Annotated in this window: 17 protein-coding genes and 3 tRNA genes; 6 read left to right on the top strand and 14 right to left on the bottom strand. The window is 53.1% G+C overall.

Going from position 1 to position 22,572, the window contains the following annotated elements:
- Positions 1–20: 20 nt before the first annotated feature.
- Positions 21–473, bottom strand: a complete 453-nt coding sequence (locus QET40_RS09465; protein ID WP_215435253.1) for a hypothetical protein — start codon at positions 471–473, stop codon at positions 21–23.
- 4 nt (positions 474–477) lie between these two features.
- Positions 478–1,008 (bottom strand): hypothetical protein, encoded by a 531-nt coding sequence (locus tag QET40_RS09470; RefSeq protein WP_280126924.1) that lies wholly within the window; start codon positions 1,006–1,008, stop codon positions 478–480.
- Positions 1,009–1,147: 139 nt separating this feature from the next.
- Here QET40_RS09470 and QET40_RS09475 point away from each other — a divergent pair, with 139 nt between their 5' ends.
- On the top strand, positions 1,148–1,504 hold the full coding sequence (locus tag QET40_RS09475; protein ID WP_280126925.1) for a hypothetical protein: 357 nt from the start codon (positions 1,148–1,150) through the stop codon (positions 1,502–1,504).
- A gap of 4 nt (positions 1,505–1,508) precedes the next feature.
- A complete protein-coding gene (locus QET40_RS09480) occupies positions 1,509–3,665 on the top strand; it encodes a protein kinase (protein WP_280126926.1) in 2,157 nt (718 codons plus the stop codon).
- A gap of 17 nt (positions 3,666–3,682) precedes the next feature.
- Here QET40_RS09480 and QET40_RS09485 read toward each other — a convergent pair whose 3' ends face one another.
- The 3 genes from QET40_RS09485 to QET40_RS09495 form a co-directional block, all read right to left on the bottom strand.
- Positions 3,683–4,747 (bottom strand): virulence RhuM family protein, encoded by a 1,065-nt coding sequence (locus tag QET40_RS09485; protein WP_280126927.1) that lies wholly within the window; start codon positions 4,745–4,747, stop codon positions 3,683–3,685.
- 292 nt (positions 4,748–5,039) lie between these two features.
- Positions 5,040–5,834, bottom strand: coding sequence for a VWA domain-containing protein (locus QET40_RS09490; RefSeq protein ID WP_280126928.1), 795 nt, complete (start codon positions 5,832–5,834; stop codon positions 5,040–5,042).
- Positions 5,835–5,846: 12 nt separating this feature from the next.
- A complete protein-coding gene (locus QET40_RS09495) occupies positions 5,847–7,073 on the bottom strand; it encodes a hypothetical protein (protein ID WP_280126929.1) in 1,227 nt (408 codons plus the stop codon).
- Positions 7,074–7,193: 120 nt separating this feature from the next.
- Between QET40_RS09495 and QET40_RS09500 the strand changes: the two genes are divergently transcribed.
- Both QET40_RS09500 and QET40_RS09505 read left to right on the top strand, forming a co-directional pair.
- Positions 7,194–8,405, top strand: a complete 1,212-nt coding sequence (locus QET40_RS09500; protein ID WP_280126930.1) for an ATP-binding protein — start codon at positions 7,194–7,196, stop codon at positions 8,403–8,405.
- 187 nt (positions 8,406–8,592) lie between these two features.
- Positions 8,593–9,288 carry a hypothetical protein gene (locus QET40_RS09505; protein WP_280126931.1) on the top strand — a complete coding sequence of 232 codons (696 nt, stop codon included), beginning with the start codon at positions 8,593–8,595 and terminating at the stop codon, positions 9,286–9,288.
- A gap of 230 nt (positions 9,289–9,518) precedes the next feature.
- Here the strand turns inward: QET40_RS09505 and QET40_RS09510 are convergent.
- The 7 genes from QET40_RS09510 to argS form a co-directional block, all read right to left on the bottom strand.
- Positions 9,519–9,593: transfer RNA gene (locus tag QET40_RS09510), tRNA-Asn, on the bottom strand.
- Positions 9,594–9,775: 182 nt separating this feature from the next.
- Positions 9,776–10,414: an outer membrane beta-barrel protein gene (locus QET40_RS09515; RefSeq protein WP_280126932.1), complete on the bottom strand. Its 639-nt coding sequence runs from the start codon at positions 10,412–10,414 to the stop codon at positions 9,776–9,778.
- A gap of 524 nt (positions 10,415–10,938) precedes the next feature.
- Positions 10,939–11,024: transfer RNA gene (locus tag QET40_RS09520), tRNA-Leu, on the bottom strand.
- 164 nt (positions 11,025–11,188) lie between these two features.
- Entirely contained in the window at positions 11,189–12,508 is a 1,320-nt protein-coding gene (locus tag QET40_RS09525) for a Gfo/Idh/MocA family oxidoreductase (RefSeq protein WP_280126933.1), read from the bottom strand.
- A gap of 53 nt (positions 12,509–12,561) precedes the next feature.
- Positions 12,562–14,676: a M3 family metallopeptidase gene (locus QET40_RS09530; protein ID WP_280126934.1), complete on the bottom strand. Its 2,115-nt coding sequence runs from the start codon at positions 14,674–14,676 to the stop codon at positions 12,562–12,564.
- Positions 14,677–14,678: 2 nt separating this feature from the next.
- A complete protein-coding gene (locus QET40_RS09535; RefSeq protein WP_280126935.1) occupies positions 14,679–16,400 on the bottom strand; it encodes a tetratricopeptide repeat protein in 1,722 nt (573 codons plus the stop codon).
- Between the two features lie 9 nt (positions 16,401–16,409).
- Positions 16,410–18,170 (bottom strand): arginine--tRNA ligase, encoded by a 1,761-nt coding sequence (argS, locus tag QET40_RS09540; RefSeq protein ID WP_280126936.1) that lies wholly within the window; start codon positions 18,168–18,170, stop codon positions 16,410–16,412.
- A 216-nt stretch (positions 18,171–18,386) separates the two neighbouring features.
- On the opposite strand from argS, the gene QET40_RS09545 reads away from it, so the two are divergent.
- Both QET40_RS09545 and QET40_RS09550 read left to right on the top strand, forming a co-directional pair.
- A tRNA-Leu gene (locus QET40_RS09545) sits at positions 18,387–18,469 on the top strand.
- A gap of 102 nt (positions 18,470–18,571) precedes the next feature.
- Positions 18,572–19,399 carry an MBL fold metallo-hydrolase gene (locus QET40_RS09550; RefSeq protein WP_280126937.1) on the top strand — a complete coding sequence of 276 codons (828 nt, stop codon included), beginning with the start codon at positions 18,572–18,574 and terminating at the stop codon, positions 19,397–19,399.
- 103 nt (positions 19,400–19,502) lie between these two features.
- Here the strand turns inward: QET40_RS09550 and QET40_RS09555 are convergent, their stop codons facing one another.
- Complete coding sequence (locus QET40_RS09555; RefSeq protein WP_280126938.1) at positions 19,503–20,255, bottom strand: hypothetical protein; 753 nt, start codon at positions 20,253–20,255, stop codon at positions 19,503–19,505.
- A 34-nt stretch (positions 20,256–20,289) separates the two neighbouring features.
- Positions 20,290–22,509: a family 20 glycosylhydrolase gene (locus tag QET40_RS09560; protein ID WP_280126939.1), complete on the bottom strand. Its 2,220-nt coding sequence runs from the start codon at positions 22,507–22,509 to the stop codon at positions 20,290–20,292.
- Positions 22,510–22,572: the final 63 nt, after the last annotated feature.

The following is a 22,572-nucleotide window of genomic DNA, read 5'->3' on the forward strand; positions in this document are numbered from 1 at the left end:
CCCATTATCCTTTATCGCGTTTATATCTCTACACCCAAAATCACTGCTGCCAGAATTCCCCCGACAAGAGAAATTCCCATACTGATGCCTAATACCCCGAATGATTTACCCAGTGTGAAATTCAGAACTTTATGAGCAACCAGGACAATGGCCGCCAATTCCAGCAAAGCAAGAAAACCGGAGTCTATCACGGCAAGGATGAGATCGACCACGGCGAATACAATGGCAATCGTCTTGAAGTCCTTGATTGCAGCCGGTTCTTTATGCTCGGACAACCAGTAGAGCGCCAGGAAGATCGAATAACCAAACAATCCGGAGCAAATCAACGTAAACAGAATCTCCCTGCCTGGTTCAGTTTTGCTAAGCTCCCGAGCGCTCTTCCCGACAAGGATGGCGCAGGAGGACAATAGGGAGGTGGTCACAATGGCCAGTCCAGTCGCTAACCCGATTTTATATATTTCATTTCTCTTCATGTGATCACATGTCGTTGGTTATTGATTGCAGAACATGTCTTTTGACCCGCTTCCAGTTGCGGCAGGCCAACGTTCGAATCCCGGAATCCGACTGGCTGATCAGGATGCCATGCGCTGCCCGTTCACGTTCCAGAACGGTGCGGCGTTCCTTCTCGGTGAGAGTACCGGGATGAACGACCTCGACGATCACAGGCGTCATCTTCCCGTCGGGGAAACAAACCATGCACCGGTGTTCTACCGTTTCCATCCCGTCCGGCCAGGTAATGACTCCGGCGCTTTGCACCTCCTTCAGGGAATGCCATTGAAACCCTTCCGATGAATCATTCCCATGGCAATCCGGATGACGGCAGTCCGCGCAGCGATATCCCAATGGTTCCCCGCACAAATCATCCACCAGAACCTTGTGTCCGACAGCCAGCCCGCTCTGACGATCGGCCTCCAGACTCTGGACGACATAACGGTGCATAGCCCGTTCGACGAGCATCAGTTGATGGCCTCCGCATCGGGGACAGGTGAACTGGATGATACTTTTCATTGCCGGCATCTCGTTTACATTGCCTGTATATCTCCTTTTTACGATTTTAGTCAACCTGAAAATCTCAGTTTAATCTCAAAAATAGGGATGTTATATAACCGTATTGCCATTCCTGAGCGATAGTGCTACATTCCGAAACATGGCGGGAGCGAATCAGGATGAGCTGAAAATGAATGTCAAGCTGTGGCTCAAGGCCAACGGTTTCGACTACGCATGGCTCGCCGAACGATGTTTCGTGACGGAAGCGACCGTCCGCAACTGGATGGCGAAAAAGCCCATTCCCGCCGCCAAGGAACACATCATCCGGGAACTCATCAAGCAGCTCCCGTTGACCCTTCCGAGCCGGGTGCAGGTGGAAGAGGAGACGCTGATTACCCTGAAGCTCGATCCGGATACCCGCAAGGTCCTTGAGAAAAAAGCCTTCTCCCAGGGCAAGACCCTGAAGGAGTTCCTGGCCGACGAAGTGCCGAGGCTCGGCAATCCCCCGCTTGCCTGATTGTATGGACGCCTCCGGCTTCGCATTGCCTCCGGGATCTCTGCTGGGCAATTACAAGTTGCTCAAGGCGCTGGCCCAGGGAGGCTTCGGCATCACCTACATTGCCTGGGACAGCCAGCTCAGGCGCAACATTGTTCTCAAGGAATGCTTTCCTCTGGGATTGTGCAGCCGGGATTCGGATACGGGAGAGATCATCCCGTTGCCTCATACGTCCCGGCAGGCTTACCGGACGGCTATGGATTCACTCCGCAAGGAAGCGCAAACGCTGGCTTCCCTGAACCATGAACGCATCGTCCGGGTCTACGACGTCTTCGAGTCCCATGGCAGTATCTTCTATGTGATGCCGTGGCTGGAAGGCGGTTCGCTGCGGGAACGCATGGACGAAGCCGCTTCCGGGAAGAGCACGATCACCCCGGAGCAAGCCGCCGAGTGGCTTCTGCTCCTGCTGGATGGGCTGGACTATCTGCATGGCAAGGGGATTTATCATCGCGACATCAAGCCCGGCAACATCCTCTTTGATGAACGGGGGTTGCCTGTGCTGATCGACTTCGGGGCGGCGCTCAACAAGCCGGAAGTGACCTGTACGATTACTCAGGGAGAGTTCTCGTATGCCTATGCCTCCCCGGAACAAATCACCGGGAAAGGAGCAATCGGCCCATGGACGGATTTCTATGCGTTGGCCGCTACCTGGTACGAGTTGATCTCGGGAATTTCTGTTGAATCGGCCGACAGGAGGCTGATGCGGGATGATGTCGCCCCGCTCTCGGGCGTGGCTCTTTCCCAGCCATGGCCCCGGGAACTGCTGGCATCCATTGACCGGAACCTGCGGCTCAGGCCTGAAGAGCGTTGCCATACAGCCGGCCAGTGGAAGGAATGGCTGCAACAGGGGAAACCAGAAAAGCTACACAAAGGAAATTCACGGAAAAATACTCTGATCGTTGCTTCCCTCGGTTTACTGGTGGTTATCATCATACTCGGAATATGGACGATAACCCGATTATCCGCCGATAAGGCCGAGCCTCCTGATCAACTTGTGTCAGAAACAACAGGAGGTAACGGCATACCATCTACTCCACCTTCCACGCCTGAAATTGATCAAGGAACATCAGATTCTTCTGTCCAGAAAATAAAAAGCCCTGCCATGGGTATTCCTCCATTAAGCAAGGACGCTTCAGCAATATTACCAAAGGTGCTGGATTATTTCCAATGGGAGGAACAAGAAAAAAGGCTTAGAGGCCAAATCAATAAGGCATCGCAGGACGATAAGAAATTCAAAGAGTTTATTCGACAAGAGGTTGCAACAAGAAAGCAATATATTGACCAATTGAAGCTTCCACCGTGTATCATGGAAGAAGTGATCGTCGATAGCCAGCGAAAATATTATTCTCCCGTATGGTATGACTCCGTTCTACTGAAATCTTGTCGGGACTCATGGCAACATGTCGCCAACAGCCTGAATGACATGATTGCAAAAATAGCTCAATGGCAGGAACTTTACCCTTCTACTTCTATCCAGGAACAAAAGCTCGTGCAAGAAATCGCATCACATGAAAAGCGGAAATTGCTCATGGAACGTACCAATCTAAATAAACAGAAGGCCTCTGTCAGTGATTACCTAAAGACATCAGAGAAGGAAATCAGAGATTACGCCTATGAGATAGGCAGAAATTATTATGCTCAACCGATTGCAACGGAAGAACGGCAGGCTCGCGAAAAGTATAAAATAGATGCTGTTCTCTGCGAGATGGGACAATCTAAACAGAAAGTCATTCAACAAGCAGCAGCGCAAATTGATAAGAAGAAACTTTTTTTTGAGAAGGTGGACAACATAATTTCTTCATTCAAGACCCGTCAAGAATTAAGGGAATGGTCTGAGGGAAACGAAATTCGACAACTGGAACAAGAAGGGAAGGAGCTCGATAAGGAATATGACCGGATCGCTGAAATGGAGCAGGAGTACCTTGAAAAGGGAGGAGATTATCTCAACTCATTTGATCGCATCAAAATACTTGTTCCTGCCAACGAAGTCGGTTGGATAGACAGCTTTGCAAATGAACTTTCTGCCCTTGTCAACTGGCCTACAAAAGGGATTAAAGGATGGGAGCAGGATGCCAACAATTACCTTTGGCGAAAGATTCGTCATGCTTCCAAAAGTTTTTAACGGCCTGGAATTGAAAATTACTTGCGGCCCTTCCTGTTCTCCAGCTTTTTGATATCTCGCTCCAGTTCTTTCACATAGTCCTGTTCCGCCTGGTGTTCAGCCTCCAGCCTGCGGCGCTCCTCATAAAGCCGGTATTGCCCCCGGACATGTTCCCGAGCCTGTTTCATTGACCGGTTTCCCTTGCCTTTTAGTACACGCCTTCCCATGAGACGAAGCAGTTCGTTAAGCTTGTCTTCCCACTCATGCAGAAATATCTCACGGCGGTTCTTTGCCTGATCCTCGACAAAGTCCAGACACAGGGAGGTCAAACGATTGAAATCGCTGATTTCTTCCTCGTTAAGGTAGTTCTTTGCAACAGTGATATCACTGGCATGGATTCGGTCTCCAACCCAGCTGGTCAACCCCATGTTGGGCGCTGATGCGTCTGCCCGCATCATCATCAATTCCGCAGCACTGTGTCCGGTAATGGCATAGTGCAGTTTGTTCTGAATCGAGCTGAAAAACTCCGTCGTTTCCTTTCCGGACGGCACATAGTCAGCCGCCATGGCAAAAACATCCTTGATGCGCAGGTACATGCGCCGTTCGCTGGCACGAATGTCCCGAATACGCTCGAGCAATTCATCAAAATAGTCCGGCAACGGTGTCGTTCCGGGAATCGGCGGGTTCTTCAAGCGTTCGTCATCAATGGCAAACCCCTTGATCATGTATTCCTTCAGGCGCTGGGTCGCCCATATGCGAAATTGAGTGCCCCGTATGCTATTCACCCGGTAACCGACGGAAATGATCATGTCTAGGTTGTAGAAGATGACAGAACGTTTCACCTGTCGTTCTCCTTCCAATCGAACTGTAAAGAATTTCTTTACAGTTCCATCCTCTTGAAGCTCACCTTCTTGCAGGATATTCGCAATATGTTGTCCGATGTTCTGTTTACTTGTCTGAAACAGTTCGGCCATCATCTGCTGGGTCATCCACAATGTCTCATCATGAATGCGAAGATCCAGACGGATGTTGCCATCCGGAGAAGTATACAATAACAGCTCTCCGGGAACCGGGGTTTCGTCTTCTGTCGGCAGATGGGTCATACCTTGTCTTCTTTTCGATCAATCCATATTGCAACCCGAATAACGGCAGTCATTCTGGAACAACAAGCCCAATGGAGCATAGCAAAACCGGCATGCATGCAAAGCTCAAAGCTCACATCATCCGACGACTTTCATCAAAAGGCATCGCTCCCATGGGAACATTTCTCGAAATAACTACAGCCGCTATTTTAGGAAAACGCATAAACTTGAAATAGTGGAGATAACACCATTCATGTTGTGGGCTATCTAAAAGAAAGCCCTCCATTCGGAAGACTTCCTGATGTTGCCAGTCCTACACCTGCCACACATCTTCGGGGGGAGGAGTCAGAGATACCCCGTCTCCCGGCATGGACATACTGACCGTGCGGACACTCCGGCTCAGCCATGCGAACAGTTCCGGGAACTTCTGCTCATTGACATGCATGGGCGGGCGTCCCGGGCTGATGCAGGAAAGCTCCAACAGATCGGCACGGCCGATACCGAAGACAAACACGCTGAGCTTGCGGGAAGCCGTCAGTACCTTCAATCGTTCCTCCAGCTCCCGGTGCCGGGCGCTGGTCGGAACCCCGTCCGTCATCACGACAAGCCAGGGCTGGTAGAATTCCACCCCGTGTGCCCGGTAGGTACGCTTGCGGCGGTCGAGTTCGTCCAGAGCCAGTTCAACGGCTTCACCCAGAAGCGTTTCATTCTCCTGTGACGTAGAGATCTTCAGGCCTGAGTCAGATTCCCGGATCGGACCGAACTCCTTTACTGTTGCTACCGTCCGGGCGAAAGTCATCACTGCTACATCGGCAGCCAGCTTCGCCAGAGGATCGGCAAGAATGTCCCTGACGAACCGCTGAAGCCCGACGTTGAGCTCGTCCATCCGGGTGACGATATTGTCTCCCGTGACGATATTCCAGTTGATCCCGTCGGAGTGCTCCTGACGGAGGATGTGTTGGTTGTCGCCCCGGATAATGCCGTTCATACTGCTGCTGGCATCCAGCAGGAAGAGAACGGGAAGCCGGGCGTTGGTGTTGTTGCCGAACTCGCGCATGGCGGCGAGCTGTTCCTGTCTGGTTGGGTGTGTTGATGATGATATAGACATGGTTAATTCAAGTTAATAGTTGGTGGTTGGATTTCGGGTTGCCTGATTCAATGCGCTACGACGCCGTATGCAGAGCCTGCACAGGGGACGGGCATGAGACTGCCGTAAACGCCGTGCGACATCGTCAGGAGCCTCCCGGAAGAGAATCCCGCAGTCCGCACAGATGTTGGATGTCATCTGTACCAGCAGACTGTGGGGCGGACAGGGACGGTCATGCAGAAGATCCCGGTACATGGGATGATCCCTTCCGCCTCCCGGCTCCATATCCCTGAGGTATTGCTGCAAACAACGCGCCAGATACCCCGGCATGGCGCGTGGACACAAATCCCGATGCTGGACACAGGTGAGGTTGTGACCGAGAGCATCGCGGAGCTTGCGGGGGAGATACGACCAGACATAGCGCCCGGGCGTATCGGGCGGGTAGAATCCCGCCGGAGGCTTGTACGAAGCAAACGGGTACGGCAGTACTCCCTTCCTGGCGGCTTCCCGCATGTCTCCTTCTCCCCCTTGACGGGCGAAGGGAGACAGGCCGAGCGTCAGCGTCATGAAGAGCAGGACGGACAGGGCGTAGGCATCGTGGCTGCGGGTGCGGAGGAAGTCTCCGAAGTTGCCGTGAAGCTCCGGTGCCCGGAACCGTTCCGTGCCGACGGAACAGGGATAGTCTTCGATCTGGAAACTGTCGGCATCCACCCAGCAGACGGAGCCTTCGGGAGAAACCATTACGTTACCGGGATGAAGATCCCCAAGGATCACACCGCAACGGTGTAGCGTGTGGACGGATTCCGACAAGTTCAGGCATAACCTGGTCAGATCGTAGCGAGTCCATGAGGGGAATTGTTTCTTCAGCAACTCCGCATGAAACGCGAACGCCCCGAGCGGAACACCGTCCGCCCGGGGCATCAGTACGCCGACAAAGCGCCGCAGTTCGTCGTACAGAATCTCGCGCGGCCACGCCACGCACGGAGAACGAATGGGGCGGGAACACATCAATCGAAGCTTCTGCTCACGCCAACGCATCCGTTGCGTTGGATGATAGAGCTTGGCTACGAGTGGCGAGCCTAATGCCGAATGGGTAACAAAGACCGATCCTTCACCGCCTTCCGCGATGGGTTTTCCCAGAACGATTCGTTTCCCACGGTCTGAGAACAGAACATCTCCGGTCGAGTACTTCCTGCCATTGCCGCAGAGTTCTTCATCCAGCCGTCTCACCTGATGGCGGAGTGCATAGAATGGAGTCATGGGTACATGACGGCAGGTAATAAGCCGTCACATATAGATGACGCGGGGATGGAAAATATTTCAATTATGATTGATAAAATTATTTGACTGGACTATTTTATCAATCGTAAGGAGAAAAAAATGACGACTCTTATTCCGCGCCCCCAGTATACCGAACGCATTGCTCCGTTTATCGGCAAGAACATCATCAAGGTTCTTACCGGACAGCGTCGTATCGGCAAGAGTTTCATTCTGCGACAGGTGATGGAGGAAATTCGCAGGAAGGAGCCGGAGGCTCACATCATTTCCATCAACAAGGAGCTGGAACAATTCCGGGATATCCGTACCCATGAGGATTTGTCACATTATCTGGAACCTTTGCTGAGCAAGCCGGGGCCCCATTACCTGTTCATCGATGAGGTGCAGGAGATTGAGGGTTTCCAGTTCTGCCTGCGCAGCCTGCTGGCCGAGGAGAAGTGCGATATTTTCTGCACCGGCAGCAATGCTCAAATGCTTTCGGGGGAACTGGAGACCCATCTGGCAGGGCGTTCCGTAAGTTTCGATGTTCACAGCTTGAGTTACCGGGAGTTCCTGACCTTCCACCGTCTGGAAGCCGGGCAGGAGGAGAGCCTGAAGAAGTATCTGACGTTTGGCGGTATGCCCTATCTGGCTCATATCGGATTGGAAGCCGATGTCCCGTTCGAGTATTTGCGTTCCGTCTATTCCACCATTCTGTTGAAGGATACGGTGGCCCGGGAAAAAATCCGCAATGTGCATTTCCTGGAAGATCTCGTGGCCTATCTGGCCGACAATATCGGCAATCTGTTTTCAGCCAATAATATCAGCAAGTTTCTGAAATCGCAGAGGGTGGATCTGTCTCCCCAGGTGACGCTGAATTACCTGCGGGCCTTGAGCAATGCCTATTTGATTCACCGGGTTTCCCGCGCCGAAGTGGGCGGCATGAAGATTTTTGAGACAGGAGAGAAGTTTTACTTCGAGGATATCGGCATCAGTCATGCCATTCGAGGCTTCAATTTCCGACGGGATGTTCACAAGGTGATGGAGAATGCGGTTTACCTGCATCTGATTCAGCAGGGGTATTCCATTCATGTCGGACAGCTGAAGGAGCAGGAAATCGATTTTGTCGCCGACAAGTCGGGAGACAAGCTCTATATCCAGGTGAGCCTGAGTGTCGCCGACGAGAAGACAGCCGCCCGGGAATTCGGGAATCTGCTGGCCGTTCAGGACAATTATCCCAAGTATGTGGTGACGCTCAACGATATGATTCTGGGCGATAATCAGGAGGGTATTCGCCACATGAATCTGGAAGAATTTCTTTTGAATGAATTATAGAGGCAAACATCAGCTGGCAGCCAAGGCCGGCAAAACACCGTAGTTCGTCGTACAGGCTCCCGCGCGGCCATGCCACGCACGGGTAACGAATGGGCCGGGAATACATCAGCCGAAGCTTCTATTCGCACCATCGCATCCGTTGCGTTGGATGATAGAGCTTGGCTACAAGTGGCGATCCTGATGCCGAATGGGCAGCAAAGACCGATCCTTCACCTCCTTCCGCAATGGGTTTTCCCAGAACGATTCGTTTCCCTCGGCCTGGGAACAGAACATCTCCGGTCGAGTACTTCCTGTTGTTACCGCAGATCGTTTCATCCAGCCGCCTCACCTGATGGTGGAGTGCATAGAATGGAGTCATGAGTACATGACGGCAGGTAATAAGCCGTCATATATAGATGACGCGGTCAACAGCGTTATTTCATCGTTTCCGCAGCCTGAAAAAGGCATCCCAGAAATGCCATATATACTTGCTATGAGTATATTATATCATTCACAACAATGTCCTCCTGTTATTGCCTGCATTCTTTCAATTGAATGTTCCGGACTAATAGGAGATGCCCCTTATGCTTATGTAGAAATGCAGAATCTGCATATGGATTCCCTTTCATCCGTCCGATTGAAAGTCATCCTTCTTGATTCTCTTCCACTTTTAAGAGGAAAGAATTCTGGTAGGATACTCCGTAAGCAGGGCAGCCTTCTTCTTGACAGCCCTTTATCAAAACGTGACCTCAAGAAGTTGGTCTCTCCTGGGCAAGTAGAACATGCCGTGCTGAAAGTCAGTCACAAGAAAATCATATTAACGGCACGAAGTGTACGTGGGGATGATTCCTACTGGGGAGACCTCACCTATGCCCTTAGTCAGAAATATTTCCCTGGCCACTGATTTCAGGGAATCACATCAACATCATCGCAGGGGTAACTCTACGGTGATGTTTTTTATCTGCTACCAGACTACTGAATAGAAATGGTACCTATTGTCAGAAAATAGTCAGAAAAATATATTCCTTTTTGTGCCGTTTTAGGCGCTTTTCAGGGTAGCGAACAGATATGGAAGAAGGCTGATACAGATAAAAGAAAAGAGCCTCAATCCTTTCGGAATGAGGCTCTTATTAGTGGCTCCCCCGGTTGGGCTCGAACCAACGACCTAGTGATTAACAGTCACCCGCTCTACCGCTGAGCTACAGGGGAGTTACGTCCTTGAACGCGGAGCGTTTATATACGTATTCGTGTTTTTTGCCAAGAATAATTTTGTATGAGAGACGTTTTTTTTGAGACAAAGGGTGTAAATCCTTCTGAATACCTTTTATTATCAAAAAGAAAGGGCTACCATTATGGTAGCCCTTTCGAAGTCAGATTGGATAAGGAAAGCCTTAGAAGTTCCAGGAGAATCCGGCTTCGATTACATGATAGGGATCGGCATCCTGAATCTTCAGCATTTCGTAGCCGATTACGAAGTCGGCGGAATCGCTGATGGAGAATTTGAAACCGGCGTTGGCAGTCCAAGTAAACTTGGTGTCGGAGTCCGTGTTGCTGTGGCTGGAACCAGGCGACTTGAAAGTAAGTTTATTATCGGTGAAGGATACGCCGCCTTTGGCTCCGATGTAGAACAAGGTAGAATCGGAAAGGGAGACATTGATGTTGTATCCGAGCAGAACCGGGATGGCGGTCAGGCGGGATTTCAGGGAGTCAATGCCGGGGAAGTTTTTGGTAGAGACGTTTTCAGAACCTCCAAGCATACCCGTCGTCAACGAAATTTCATGAATGATCTGGTCACCTTCGATGTAGTTCTGAAGGCCGATGAAACCACCTGCGATGTTGGGAAGTTCGTCATCGGAAGCCCAACCATAAGCGCCTTTAATGGTCATGCCGAAGGTGGAATCGTACTTTTGGGTGTACTGACCGCAGGAAACTCCGGTTCCGGAGTCGGTGTACTTGGGGACGGGAACGGCAGCCTGTGCCGGAACGAATCCCAGTGCGAGGGCAAGGGAGGAGTAACGGAGGAATGACATGGTATTCATTTCGTTGTCTGGTTAGTAGTGTTTTTCTGGAGAGGGTGTCTCGTTATGGTGATTGACCTGTCACAACCTGAGGTATCGCCCAGTTGCCGAAAAGAACGGAATGTCAAGGACGGCAAATTAGCTGGTGCTTATGTCTTGGTTGGGGGTAAGGTCAATGACAGGGCGCCTGCCAGATGGAGTTTTTGCTACGCAAAAACGCAACAACCTCTCACAGGCGGTTATCATATACTGCATCATTACTTGCAGGGGGCGGTCTTGTCCATAAAAATTTTCCGTTTTGAGAGGAGAATTTGCTGATGAAGGGCCGGATGCCCGCTGAGAGGAGTACTACGACGGTTGCGAAGCCACTAAGATGGGAGGCTCTTTATAAAAAAGTGAGAATGAATACCAGAAAGAACAAAGATCAATGTTGAAGGATTAGAAAAAGGAGATCTTTGTCAAAATCGTTGAAGCTTTCCATCCCGGGAGCCCTTACAAGAAACCCTCTTCAAGTATTTCACTTAAAGAGGGTTATATGGTACGCACGAAAGGACTCGAACCTTCACAGGGTTGCCCCCACTAGAACCTGAATCTAGCGCGTCTACCATTCCGCCACGTGCGCTTTTAGTTGGTAAGACGTGAGGAGTTAACCACGAGGGAGTATGTTTGGCAAGTATTTTCCTTCGTTTTTTTCGATCATGGATGAGAATGGAGGATGCGGGATGAACGAGAAAGCCCCACGTACGGGGATGCGAGTGGGGCTTTCTATTTAAGGTGTTGATTGTGTTAGTATTGCAGTGCTCCTTCGAGGACGAGCCGTTCAAAATCTGCGACATTGATGACTTGTCCGGTTAGGCGTGCGTGTTCCATGGCGAAGGCCATGACGTGGGAGTGGGCGGACTGGGTGATGGAGGTTTTCATGTCGGCCGGGGTGGGGACATTGACCATGTCGTCGTACAGTTCGTTGACGAGTCCCCAGTCGCCACCTCCGTGGCCGGCGTAACCTCCGTCGGCTTCCGGGACTTCAATGACGCGGACGGGACCTCCGAAGTGATCCTGGACGGTGATTTCTCCAGGTCCGTTGTTTTTGTAAAAGACACCTGCGCGGAGTTTGCCCTTGGTGCCGTAGATTTCAATGTGGCGGCCTTGTTCGAAAGCGGTCATGGTGAATGTACCGGTCATGCCGCCTTCGAAGCGCATGATGCCGACCTGGTGGTCCGGTTGGTTGTTGTCGCACTGGAGGTAGTCGCGGCCCCAGGGACTGGTGCGGAGCCATTCGTAGATTTCTTCTTCGGTGGCTTCGTCGGCTCGGTCGTAGACCATCCGGAGCCAGCGGCGGGCTTCGGCGTCGGTGGCGTATTTGCGGGCGTCCCAGGGATCTTCGCCGACGGGGGTGGTCCAATCGACACAGCGTTCGGGACGCGGGCTTCGGAGGGTTTCCTTGCGGAAGAAGGTGAGTTCTCCGAAGCTGGCGATGGATTCGCATTTGCGGCCGAAGAGCCAGTAGAGGATGTCCATGTCATGGCAGCATTTGGCGACGATCATGGGAGTGGAGGTATTGCTGTTACCCCAGTGTCCGCGCGCGAAGGAGTGGGCGAAGTGCCAGGCTCCGACTCCTTCGTTGGCGTTGAATGTGATGATGTCGCCGAGTTCTCCGCTGGTGATGATGTCGCGGATGGTGTTATAGAACGGGGTGTAGCGCAGGACGTGACAGACGAGGACGCGGCGGTTGAGTTCTTCTGCCAGATCGCGGAGCTGGAGGGCTTCCCTCAGGGTTTGGGCGATGGGTTTTTCGAGCAGGATGTCGTAACCGAGGCGAAGGGCTTTTTGGCAAGGGATATAGTGGTAGTTGTCCTGGGTGCCGATGATGGCGACGTCGGCGAGTTTGGGTTCGGCCAGGAGGGCTTCGGCGTTTTCAAAGAGACGGACGGAAACCTGTTCGTCCGCGGGGGCGTAGCTGCGGACGGCTTCGGCGCGTTCGCGGACGGGGTCGGCCGCTGCGTTGATTTTGTAGCGTTCGGGGGTTTCCATTGCCAGTTTTGTATAGGTGCGGGTACGTGCGCCGCAGCCGATGCCGGCAAGGCTGAGCCTGTGTGGAGAGGTCATGGTGTGGAGTGAGTAATTGTTTGTTAAAGTGTTGAAATGAAGCTGAAGGGGGTTCAGGCCTGATGGATGCCGCTTTTGATGAGGAGGGCTTCGGCGTCGGGGTCGCGTCCCATGAAGTCGCGGTAGAGTTCGGCGGCTGGTTTGCTGTTGCCTTTGGAAAGGATGCAGCGGCGGAAATCCCGGCCTGTTTGCTTGTTGAGGACACCTTCCTTGAGGAAGCGGGAGAAGGCATCGGCTTCCAGAACTTCCGCCCACTTGTAGGAGTAGTACCCGGCGGCGTATCCGGTTGGGTCTGCAAAGATGTGGGTAAGGCGCCGGGCGACGGAGTTGCCTTTAGCTGTCATGGGAACGCGGTAGTCGCTGAGGATTTCATCGTCTACTTCTTCAATGTTGCGGCCCAGGTAACGGTCGGTATGGACGTGGAGTTCAAGGTCGAGCTTGCCGAAGGTAAGCTGGCGCATGAAAGCTGTGGCGCTCATGTAATTGCGGGCGGCGCGCATTTTTGCGAAAAGTTCGTCGGGGATGTCTTCGCCGCTCTGGTAGTGGGAGGCGTACATGTTGACGGATTCTTTTTCCCAGCACCAGTTTTCGTTGATTTGGGAGGGAAGTTCGACGAAATCCCAAGCGACGTTGGTACCGGAGAGGGATTTGACTTCCACATCGCTGAGGAGCTGATGGAGCAGGTGCCCGAATTCGTGAAAGATAGTTTCTACTTCCCGATGGGCCAGCAGGGCGGGTTTGTCGCCGACGGGCTTGGTCATGTTACCGATCATGAGGCCGAGGTGAGGGATGCGGGGCTGGCCGTCCATGGGGGGCAGCCCGTAGCTGAGGCAGTTCATCCAGGCGCCCCCGCGTTTGGAGTCGCGAGGATGCCAGTCGGCATAGAACGAACCGAGGTGTTCTCCTGTCTCGGTGTCGCGAATTTCGTAGAAGAGTACTTCGGGGTGCCATACTTCCACGGCGTCTTGTTCTTCGGGGGTGCGTTCACGGCCCTCAAGGCAGACGGTGGGTTTCTGGATGACTTTGATACCGTAGAGGAGGGAGTATATGGCAAACATGCCCTGCATGACTTTGTCGACAGAGTAGTAGGGACGGAGATCTTCTTCGTTGAAGGCGTAGAGTTCCTGTCGGCGTTTTTCCGCCCAGTACGATGTTTCCCAAGGGCTGAGTTTGTCTGCCTGTTCACCGGTTTTAGCGTTTCTGTAGGCGAGGAGTTCGCTCATGTCCTGGATGAAGCAGGGCTTGACTTTATCGTGCAGGTGGTTGATGAAGTTGAGGGCATTGTCTCCGGATCCGGCCATGCGGCGCGAGGTGGTGTAGTCGGCAAAAGTGTTGAAGCCGAGCATGGCGACTTTTTCCTGACGCAGGCGGAGGATGCGGTCGATGAGTCGGGAATTGTCGTATTCTCCGGTACCGATTGTCGTGGAGCCTTCCCAGAGCCGGCGTCGCAGCTTATCGGATTCCGCGAATTGGAGGACGGGGCTCATTGAGGTGAATTGCTGGGTGAAGCGCCAGGCCGGGGACTCTTCCGTACCGTGTCCTTTGGAAAGGGCATCGAGCCGGGCGGCTTCGCGGGCAGAGTCCGGAAGTCCGGCAAGTTCGGCCTCATCGGTGACGATGAGTTCCCAGGCGTTGGTGGAGTCCAGCACGTTTTCCGCGAATTTTTTGGTGAGCTGGGTGAGTTCCGCCTGGATTTCGGCAAAGCGGTTTTTGTCTTCTTCGGGGAGATCGGCTCCGCTTTCACGGAAGTCGGCCAGAGTTTCTTCGATGAAGCGTTTTTTCGTCGGGGAGAGTTGTTCGACCCATGGGCATTCGGCTGCTTTTTTCAGGACGTTCCAGAGAGCGGGATTGAGGGGGATGGATGCGGAGAAGCGTGACACTTCGGGCAACATGTCGGCTATGGCTTCTCTTTGCGCCGGGTTATCCATGACGGAGTCCAGGTGCATGAGGCGTCCCCAGCCAAGATTGAGGGCATCTGTGGCCTGTTCCAAGGCGCCGAAGGTGGATTCGTAGGTGAGACGGTCAAGGGGCTGGCTGCAAATGGACTTAATGTTCCGGGCGGCTTGTTCCATGGCGAGAGTGATGTCCGGTTTGACGCATTCTGGCTTGAGTTGCGACCACCGGACTTGGAAATCCGGGTTGAGGAAAGGATGGGGATCTTGTTGCATGGCTATTTGGATGATGGTGTGGACGTTCGTTTGGAGGATGAAGAGGATTTTGTTTTTCCGGTTTTTTTACCGGGGCGGGAGGATGATGAGGGGAGAACTTGTCCAGGGTTTACTGCTGCTTGCTCTGCTTTTTGCAGGAGAGCCAATAAAGCGGCATGGTTGGGAAAACGCCGGAGACCTTCCTTACAGGAATTTTTGCAAGAGACCCAGTCCCGTTTACGGGCGTGCCATTGGGCGAGCCGCAATTCGGCCGGATAGGGCAGGACAGGGGGCATGAGGAGGGAGGAGAATCGTTGCTGTTCCACGTCGGATTGGAGCCAGATGGGGGCGGAATCCGTGTAGAGAAGGGCTTTGCATTCCAATCCGAGGCGGTCATTTAATTCCAGACTGCGTACCCAGTGAGAAACGGCGCCTTCTTCATCGGCTTTGGGGCCGCTTTGGGCAAGGGTGGTACAAATTTTTTCCAAGTTGGCCAATCTGGATGAAAGATCCTTTTTGTTACCGTTGACGAGAGCTGTTTTTCCTTGGGCAGCCTGGATACAGGCTGCTGTGATGCCGTCGCTGAGAGAAGGTGGATTTATGTCCAGGGTTTGGGGTGTGACGGATTCGATTTCCCGGGATCCCTTCCAGGGATATCGTGAGAGAGCCAGGCGCATGGGCAGCGTGCGGGTTTCCCAAAGCTGCATGAGCGACCCTGTTGCACGGGGACGGGATGTGTCGACGGGGCGGGAGGCGAGTTTGGCTGCTTCCCGGATGGCTCCGTTTTCATCTCCCCGGCAGAAGCGGGCCATTGCCTTGTAGGCTAGTGAACGGAACAGTCCTTCATTGTCCGCTGGTGAAAGTTTCTCTTCATTTTGCCACAAGGTATAAGCATCTGCCGCACGGGCAAAAGAATCTTCAGAGGCTTTGTAGTCCCCCCGGCGAAACTGGATATGTCCCAGAAGGTGAAGAGCTGGCGGATAGCCGGGTACTAGTTCCAGAGCTTTTTGTACTGCCTGCAGGGCATCCTCTCCCATGGTGGGGTTTGTTTCCTGTAAAAGGGCTTTCATGAACCAGGCCGCCGGAGTGGATGGGTGAGCGGTCAGATAGGCATCCAGCAGGGTTTGAGCCTGTTCCTGCCCGGGCTTGGGGGAACCTTCGTCGGTGAAACCGTCGCGCAACATCATGGCGGCGAAGAGGGGCGCCCATGGGTCGCGTTTCCAATTGTCTGCAATATCCAGAAAAACCTTGGCGGCATCCGGAGAACCGTTTTTCAACAAGGTTACGAGGGCTCTCCCGTATTCCAATTCACGGGAAGGCAATTGTCCCAATTCCAGCTGAAGCCTGATGTTCTGCAAGGCCTGTTCCTTCCGGGCTTCGTGCTCGTGATGGGGAGTAATGCAACTAAGCGCCAGTCCCCATTGGGCCATCATGCACGAAGGATCCAGTTTGATGGCTTTCCTGAATTCCCGGTAGGCGGCGTCATCCCAGAATGTCAGGAGACAGGCAATGCCATTGAGAACATGACGCTGTGCCTCCGAGGATGAGGTTGCGACGAGCATTGTCAACCCTCCGCAAGGATATGTAGCCCATTCTCCCGGGGCGGGCGCAGCCGGAACTCCCATGTTGCCCCCTGTGAGGTTGGCCGCTCCCGGGGGCTGGGGTGTTTCCTGCTCCGCCCATCCCGGGCAGATGGGGAGTACCGCGCAGAACAATGGCAGCAAGGGGCGGAGGAAGGAGATCATGGCGTTTTGTTACATACGATCCGGTACCTGAATGCCGAGGAGTCCCAATCCATGTTGGAGAACACGGGCCGTCAGCTCGCACAAAGCCAGGCGAGAGTGCCGGGTGACGCCTTCGGATTTGAGGACCGGACAGGCTTCATAGAATGAATGGAAGGCGCGAGCCAAATCGAAGAGGTAGGCGGCTAGAATGTTCGGACGGCAGTCGTCCAGAACCATCGGCACTACTTCCGCATATCTGACCAGCATGCGTGACAGGTGGATTTCCGCAGGCTCCGTCAAGGTTATCGGAATCGACCAATCGAGCGTTTCTCCGTCCAGTTTGCGGAAGATGGAACGGACCCGGACATAGGAGTTCTGGAGGTAGGGAGCCGTGTCGCCCTGCAGGGCCAGCATCTTGTCCCAGTTGAATACATAGTCCGTCATGCGGTTCTGGGAAAGTTCGGCAAATTTTACAGCACCGATACCGACGATGGTCGAGACGCGGGATTTTTCTTCAGCGGCCATGTCCGGGCTCTTTTCTTCAATGACTTTGCCGGCTCGTTCGATGGCTTCGTCCAGAACGTCCTGGAGGGACACCGTATCGCCGGAGCGCGTCTTGAACGGACGGCGGTCATCCCCAAGGATGGAACCGAATGCGATGTGACGGAAATCGCCGGTCATGCCGCGGCGGCGCTGGACATCGAAGATTTGGCGGAAGTGCAATTCCTGCGGGGCTCCTACAACATACCAGATAGAATCCGCGTGCCATGTTTTGATGCGGTAGTCCAGAGTGGCGAGGTCGGTTGTGGCGTAGAGGAATCCGCCATCGGCTTTGCGGATAATACAGGGATTGGGTCGCCAGTCATCCTTGTCGCGGACGAGGAAGGGGCTGTCTGCTGATGGTTCCTTACCGTCTTCCTCGAATACGCAAATGGCGCCATCGCTCTCGCGGGCAATACCCGATGCGAGCATATCGTCAACGAGAGGGGCGAGGGCATCGTTGTAGAAACTTTCACCCAGCCAGTGATCGAAGTGGATGTCGAGCCTGTTGTAGATCTTTTCCAAGCCGGATTTGGATACTGCAACGCAACGTTGCCAGATATCCAGGTTTTCTTGGTCTCCGCTCTGCAGTTTGACGAGTTCAGCTTTACAGACATCGAGGAGTTCCGGCTTTTCCTTGCACATGGCATTGACGTCCTTATACACGCGCAGAAGTTCGTCAATCGGATTGGCCTCCAGCGCCTGCTGGTCGAGGATGTTTTTCCAGCCCCAGAGGATCATGCCGAACTGGGTGCCCCAGTCACCGATGTGATTGTCGGTGATGACCTGGTGACCTAGAAAGCGGGAGATCCGAGCCAGGGAATCGCCTATAATTGTCGAACGGATATGGCCGACGTGCATGGGCTTGGCCACATTGGGAGCCGAAAAGTCAATGACGATGGTTTTTGGGGAAGCTGTTGCTTCTACACCGAGGCGGTCATCCGCCAACATGTCCAAAACTCCGGAAGCGAAGAATTCGGGGCGAATTTTGAAATTGATGAAACCCGGACCGGCGATATCCGTGGTACAGATATCCTGATTGCCGATTTCATCGACAATCTGCTGTGCCAGGGCGCGCGGATTCGTGCGGGCCTGTTTGGCGAGCACCATGGCTGCATTGCTTTGGTAGTCTCCGAAACGCAAGTCGGCGGCTGCGGTGACGGTCGGTTGGAAGCCGGCGGGGATCTTGTCGCCGAGAACTGTGACCAAGGCATCCGTCAATTTCTTTTCAAGTAAAGCTGGTATCGTCATGTCTTGGTTCTGATGGACTACGAATATGGCCTTCGAGTCAAGGGGCAACTCGTGTAAGACGGAATTTTCTTACAGCCAAAGGCTCTCTCTCTGCTTTTCCATTTCTGTGAAAATCAGTTGGGACGAAGCCCATGTCGTCTAAATCAACCAGGTTCATTCATTTCAACTTGACAAAAAGCCTCAATCCGTGCTTACTCACGTGGCAAACCTTCCAAGGCCGGCTTGGCGGAATGGTAGACGCGCTCGACTCAAAATCGAGTTCCAAAAGAGTGTGGGTTCGAGTCCCACAGCCGGTACCAATTTCTTTTTTTAAAACACTGGCTTTCTATGAGTTGGTGTTTTTTTAGGTAAAAAATCTGAAGCTAAAGAGGGTAGCTCAACACCAAAACCGGCGGGGAACGATGAAAATTGTCTGTTTGATTGAGAATACATCTACCCGGGATGGACTACAGTGTGAATTTGGTCTTAGTTTCTATGTGGAAACCGAGTCGCGTAAAGTTTTATTCGACATGGGGCTCGGAACAGGGGCTCTGGAAAATGCCAGGCGTTTGGGAATTGATCTATCGTCCGTAGATGTGGCAATCCTTTCCCATGGACATTACGATCACGGAGGTGGACTCCGTGTTTTTCTGGAAGTCAATGACAACGCTCCCGTTTATGTTCAGGAAGAAGCGTTCGGCGATCATTATTCCAGAACACAACAAGGTTATGCCTACATCGGGCTTGATAAAAATCTGGAAGCCGATTCCCGCGTGATTAAACTCCGTGGAGATTACATGTTGGATGGTGAACTCAGGCTTTTTACCGATGGCCGTGGCAGGAAGGAATGGATCCCCGAAACGAATGCTACACTGCTTGTGCGCCGGGAGGAGGGAGGTTATGTACGGGACAATTTTCCTCACGAACAGAATCTTCTGATTTCATCCGGTGGAAGCCATGTGCTTTTGACAGGTTGTTCTCACGGTGGTATTGTCAATATCATGGAACAATGTGAGCGTGTAACGGGCATTATCCCGAAAACTGTGATCGGAGGCTTCCATTTGTGCAACCCCCGGACGGGCAAGAGTGCCGACATATCCCTCTTGCGGGATTTGTCCGTCCAACTGTCACGCTGGCCTTCCACATACTATACCTGTCATTGCACAGGCCAAGAGGCGTACGAATCTCTATGTTCCCTCATGCCCAACAGGATTCGCTACATCAGTACCGGCGATGAACTGGTTTTGTAAATGAATTTCTGTTAATAGACGGCTTCCATATAGGCAACAAGGAAACAGGGGAGTGTCCTGTCTGTGACTGGAGGGGGAGTTCAGCGAAAACCGTTGGGATAGGTTAGATGGACGGGCTGGTGTTGACCATGTTGCGGTATCGCATGGGGCGGTAGCCGAGGGATTGGAGGTAAGAGGTATTGAGAGAGTGTTCGGCGCATTTCCAGACGGGCAGGGGGCCGGCTTCGCGGGCTGTGAAGCCGGAGTGGTCTTTGGTGTCCCAGGCAATAAACATGAGAACGTGTTGGCCGGGGATGATCAGGATGTCGCCGGGTTGCAGCTCTTCCCATGAGAAGAGGGGATTACAGAGCTTGGGGAGTTCCCGGGTAGAATAGGGGCGGTCCAGTCTCCAGCAGCGTGAGATGAAACCGGAACAATCAATGCCGGCGGCAAAGCGGCTGACGGCATTGTCTCCAGCTTTCTGTTTGTCAGCAGTACCCATGTCCCCTGCAGCGGTGGGAATGCTGCCGGAGGGAACAGATTGGGTTAGTCGTTCGGCAAATTGGCGGGGGGTGTCAAAGCCTCCCCATTTGTACGGCATTCCCCGGGAGAGGGTACCGGGGCGCCACCAGCTACCCCGGAGAGGATTGGGTGAGACGGCATCAGGTGTGTCGATGCGGATGCCATCAGGATCCAGTCCATGGCGGATGTTGTCGGCCTTTCCTTTCCATGTCATTTCCGTGTAAGCACTGCTGATAGCGAGGGATTCAGATCTGGTGACGAAGCTATACGGTCCGGGGATGTCCCGGGTGCAAGGACTGCATGCTACCAACAAACAGGCAAGAATGCCGCAAATGAGAGGAATGCGGAGAGACATGGATTTTGAGAAAAAATGGATGCGGCAAGGGCACTTATGACCGGGTTGGCGCGGATGGGTTAACGGAGAATTTCAATCCCGGAAATTCACGAACTTTGATGATGCCCGTTTTATCGCTCCACTGGATGGGAACGAAAGTGAACATCCACCGGCGTGCCGAGTTGTTGACGGGGCTTTTGACAAGAACGGTATTCCAGCCCTTGTTGAGACGGATGTCGACGGGTTTTCGGATGTAGTAGTTTTCATCCTTCATAGCTCCATTGTTACCGGGCTTTTGCCATTTGGGAGGAGCTATTTCCTGACCGTTGACCCAGAATTGAGGGTCGCAATGGAACCATTTGCCAGGGACGCTGACGGGGCCGTTTCGCCAGTCGGAGGACGCCCATGTCTGGCCGCTGATCCAGAAGGGAACGCTTTGCGTTTTGGGGGAATAGATATAGGTGAGGGCATACCATGTACTGTTTTTATGGGGGAAAGCTCCCATTTTGCCACCGTTGAAGAGCGTGGGGAAGTCACAGTAATGCTTGAAGATGAGAGTACCCCCCGAGTAGGTTTCCGGGTCCCATGAGTAGGTTTTGCCCTGGAAAGAGTAGGAAGATGCCGCTTTGCCGGTTTTGATGATTTGTTCGGGAGGGAAGACGGTGGCTGTTTTTCCTTCGTTGGGGAATGGACCGATTAGTTTCCAGGGAATGTTGGCTTGCCGGACATAGGGAAAGTAGCGTTTGGTGAAAAAGCGGTCCCGGATGGCGAGGATGCGGTTTTCATATTCAGAGAAGCCCTGAAGCAATGGATCTCCCTGAACGGGGAGGTTGGAGAAGTATTTCATGTATTCGTCAGAGTTCGGGTTACCCTGAACGGGCTGGTGAGGGTTGTTCCAGAGAGGTTCGCTGACAAAGGCAATGCCGGAATAAATGGGAGAGACGGATTCCTGGGTCAGGGGATCTTCGATCGGAAGATCCGGCCACGAACAGAGGAACATGCCCAGGCCGTTGGCTTCCTGGAATGGGCACGGCCGACGAAAGTAGAGTGTCATGGCTGCTTCGAATGGGTCGATGTGGTTCAGGTAGGTTTCCAGGGAATCGATGTACGAGGCTCCTTTGGTGGGCCAGGCTCCGCGGGCCTGGCGCCCGGACCAGAGTTGCTGGACGGCTCCGTTGTAGCCTTTTGGTGAGAGACCGGGTTGCCAACGGATGGGGGTGGCTCCCAGCTTTTCGACGAATTGAAAATATTGCTTGAGCGTGTTGTCGTCTACGTGTGTTTCCTTTTCCCTGGCTTCGTCGGTACCGATATGGATGTAGGGGAGATGGCCTTTGGGTACGAGGTTGTACATTTCCTCGATAAGTTTGCCGAGGGTTTCTGTGGCACGGGGATCGTTCATGGATTCGATACCCATGGCTTTGCGGAAACAACGCGAGTGGCCCGGCATGTCCATTTCCGGAACGAGCGTGATGTTGCGTTGGCGGCAGTAATTGACCAGATCGCGGAAGTCGTCTTGGGAATAGAATTCTCCGGGTCGGCGAGTGAAGTTTTTTGGGCCGTTTAGTTGGGGAAACAATTTGCTTTCCAGTCTCCACCCTTCATTTTCCGTGAAGTGGAAGTGGTATACGTTGAGCTTCATGTCGGCCATGGAATCGATGACTCGCTTGATCATGGGAACGGGCATGAAATTGCGCCCTACATCGTTGGTAAACCCGCGGATGGGGAAGTCCGGCCAGTCGGAGATGGAACAAAGAGCCAGGGTTGTTTTTCCATTGCGCCGGATGATGAGCTGTTCCAGGGTTTTCATGCCGTAAAAGAACCCTCGGACATGGGTGGCCCTGATGGAGATCCCTTGTTCCGTAGCCTGGACGTGGTAGGCTTCTTCCGCTATTTCAGGGGATCTCATATGCTCCCGTAGTTTATCGGGCCATGTTTTTTCCCGGACGAAGGTGATGCGAAAGGAGGCCTCCGGGGTGACGGTAACGTTGTGTTTGCGAAGGAATGATGTTAATTCCCCCTCGATCAATTTCTGCCGGGATTTGTCATCGGTACCGGTGGCCGGGGGAAGGTCGATACGGACGGCTGACAGTGGGATGGCTTTGTCCCGCCAAGTTAATTCCTGTGGTTTGGGGACGAGGGGGGGAGCCGCATCGGGATACAGGCGGTAGTTGGCACCGTTGGCGGGATATTCCGGGGATGTGTCGGCGGCTATGCCAGTCCATGCCGCAAGGCAGCATAGCCCCGTTGAGAGCAGGAATGAAGTGATCGTGTTCATGGGAGTCTTGAGGAAAGAAGCAACGCTTGTTCCAAAGTTACTCAAATGAAAATATCACTTCCT

Origin of the sequence: Akkermansia sp. N21169 (assembly GCF_029854675.1) — a bacterium.
Taxonomy (GTDB): domain Bacteria; phylum Verrucomicrobiota; class Verrucomicrobiia; order Verrucomicrobiales; family Akkermansiaceae; genus Akkermansia.

Bases quoted from the DNA above. Each gene is read 5' to 3' on its own strand.
- QET40_RS09555 (WP_280126938.1), bottom strand. From the start codon at position 20,255: ATGTCTCTCCGCATTCCTCTCATTTGCGGCATTCTTGCCTGTTTGTTG.
- QET40_RS09525 (WP_280126933.1), bottom strand. From the start codon at position 12,508: ATGACCTCTCCACACAGGCTCAGCCTTGCCGGCATCGGCTGCGGCGCA.
- QET40_RS09490 (WP_280126928.1), bottom strand. From the start codon at position 5,834: ATGTCTATATCATCATCAACACACCCAACCAGACAGGAACAGCTCGCC.
- QET40_RS09560 (WP_280126939.1), bottom strand. From the start codon at position 22,509: ATGAACACGATCACTTCATTCCTGCTCTCAACGGGGCTATGCTGCCTT.
- QET40_RS09550 (WP_280126937.1), top strand. From the start codon at position 18,572: ATGAAAATTGTCTGTTTGATTGAGAATACATCTACCCGGGATGGACTA.
- QET40_RS09500 (WP_280126930.1), top strand. From the start codon at position 7,194: ATGACGACTCTTATTCCGCGCCCCCAGTATACCGAACGCATTGCTCCG.
- QET40_RS09535 (WP_280126935.1), bottom strand. From the start codon at position 16,400: ATGATCTCCTTCCTCCGCCCCTTGCTGCCATTGTTCTGCGCGGTACTC.
- QET40_RS09485 (WP_280126927.1), bottom strand. From the start codon at position 4,747: ATGACCCATCTGCCGACAGAAGACGAAACCCCGGTTCCCGGAGAGCTG.
- QET40_RS09530 (WP_280126934.1), bottom strand. From the start codon at position 14,676: ATGCAACAAGATCCCCATCCTTTCCTCAACCCGGATTTCCAAGTCCGG.
- QET40_RS09480 (WP_280126926.1), top strand. From the start codon at position 1,509: ATGGACGCCTCCGGCTTCGCATTGCCTCCGGGATCTCTGCTGGGCAAT.
- QET40_RS09475 (WP_280126925.1), top strand. From the start codon at position 1,148: ATGGCGGGAGCGAATCAGGATGAGCTGAAAATGAATGTCAAGCTGTGG.
- QET40_RS09465 (WP_215435253.1), bottom strand. From the start codon at position 473: ATGAAGAGAAATGAAATATATAAAATCGGGTTAGCGACTGGACTGGCC.
- QET40_RS09470 (WP_280126924.1), bottom strand. From the start codon at position 1,008: ATGAAAAGTATCATCCAGTTCACCTGTCCCCGATGCGGAGGCCATCAA.
- QET40_RS09515 (WP_280126932.1), bottom strand. From the start codon at position 10,414: ATGTCATTCCTCCGTTACTCCTCCCTTGCCCTCGCACTGGGATTCGTT.
- QET40_RS09505 (WP_280126931.1), top strand. From the start codon at position 8,593: ATGGGCAGCAAAGACCGATCCTTCACCTCCTTCCGCAATGGGTTTTCC.
- QET40_RS09495 (WP_280126929.1), bottom strand. From the start codon at position 7,073: ATGACTCCATTCTATGCACTCCGCCATCAGGTGAGACGGCTGGATGAA.
- argS (WP_280126936.1), bottom strand. From the start codon at position 18,170: ATGACGATACCAGCTTTACTTGAAAAGAAATTGACGGATGCCTTGGTC.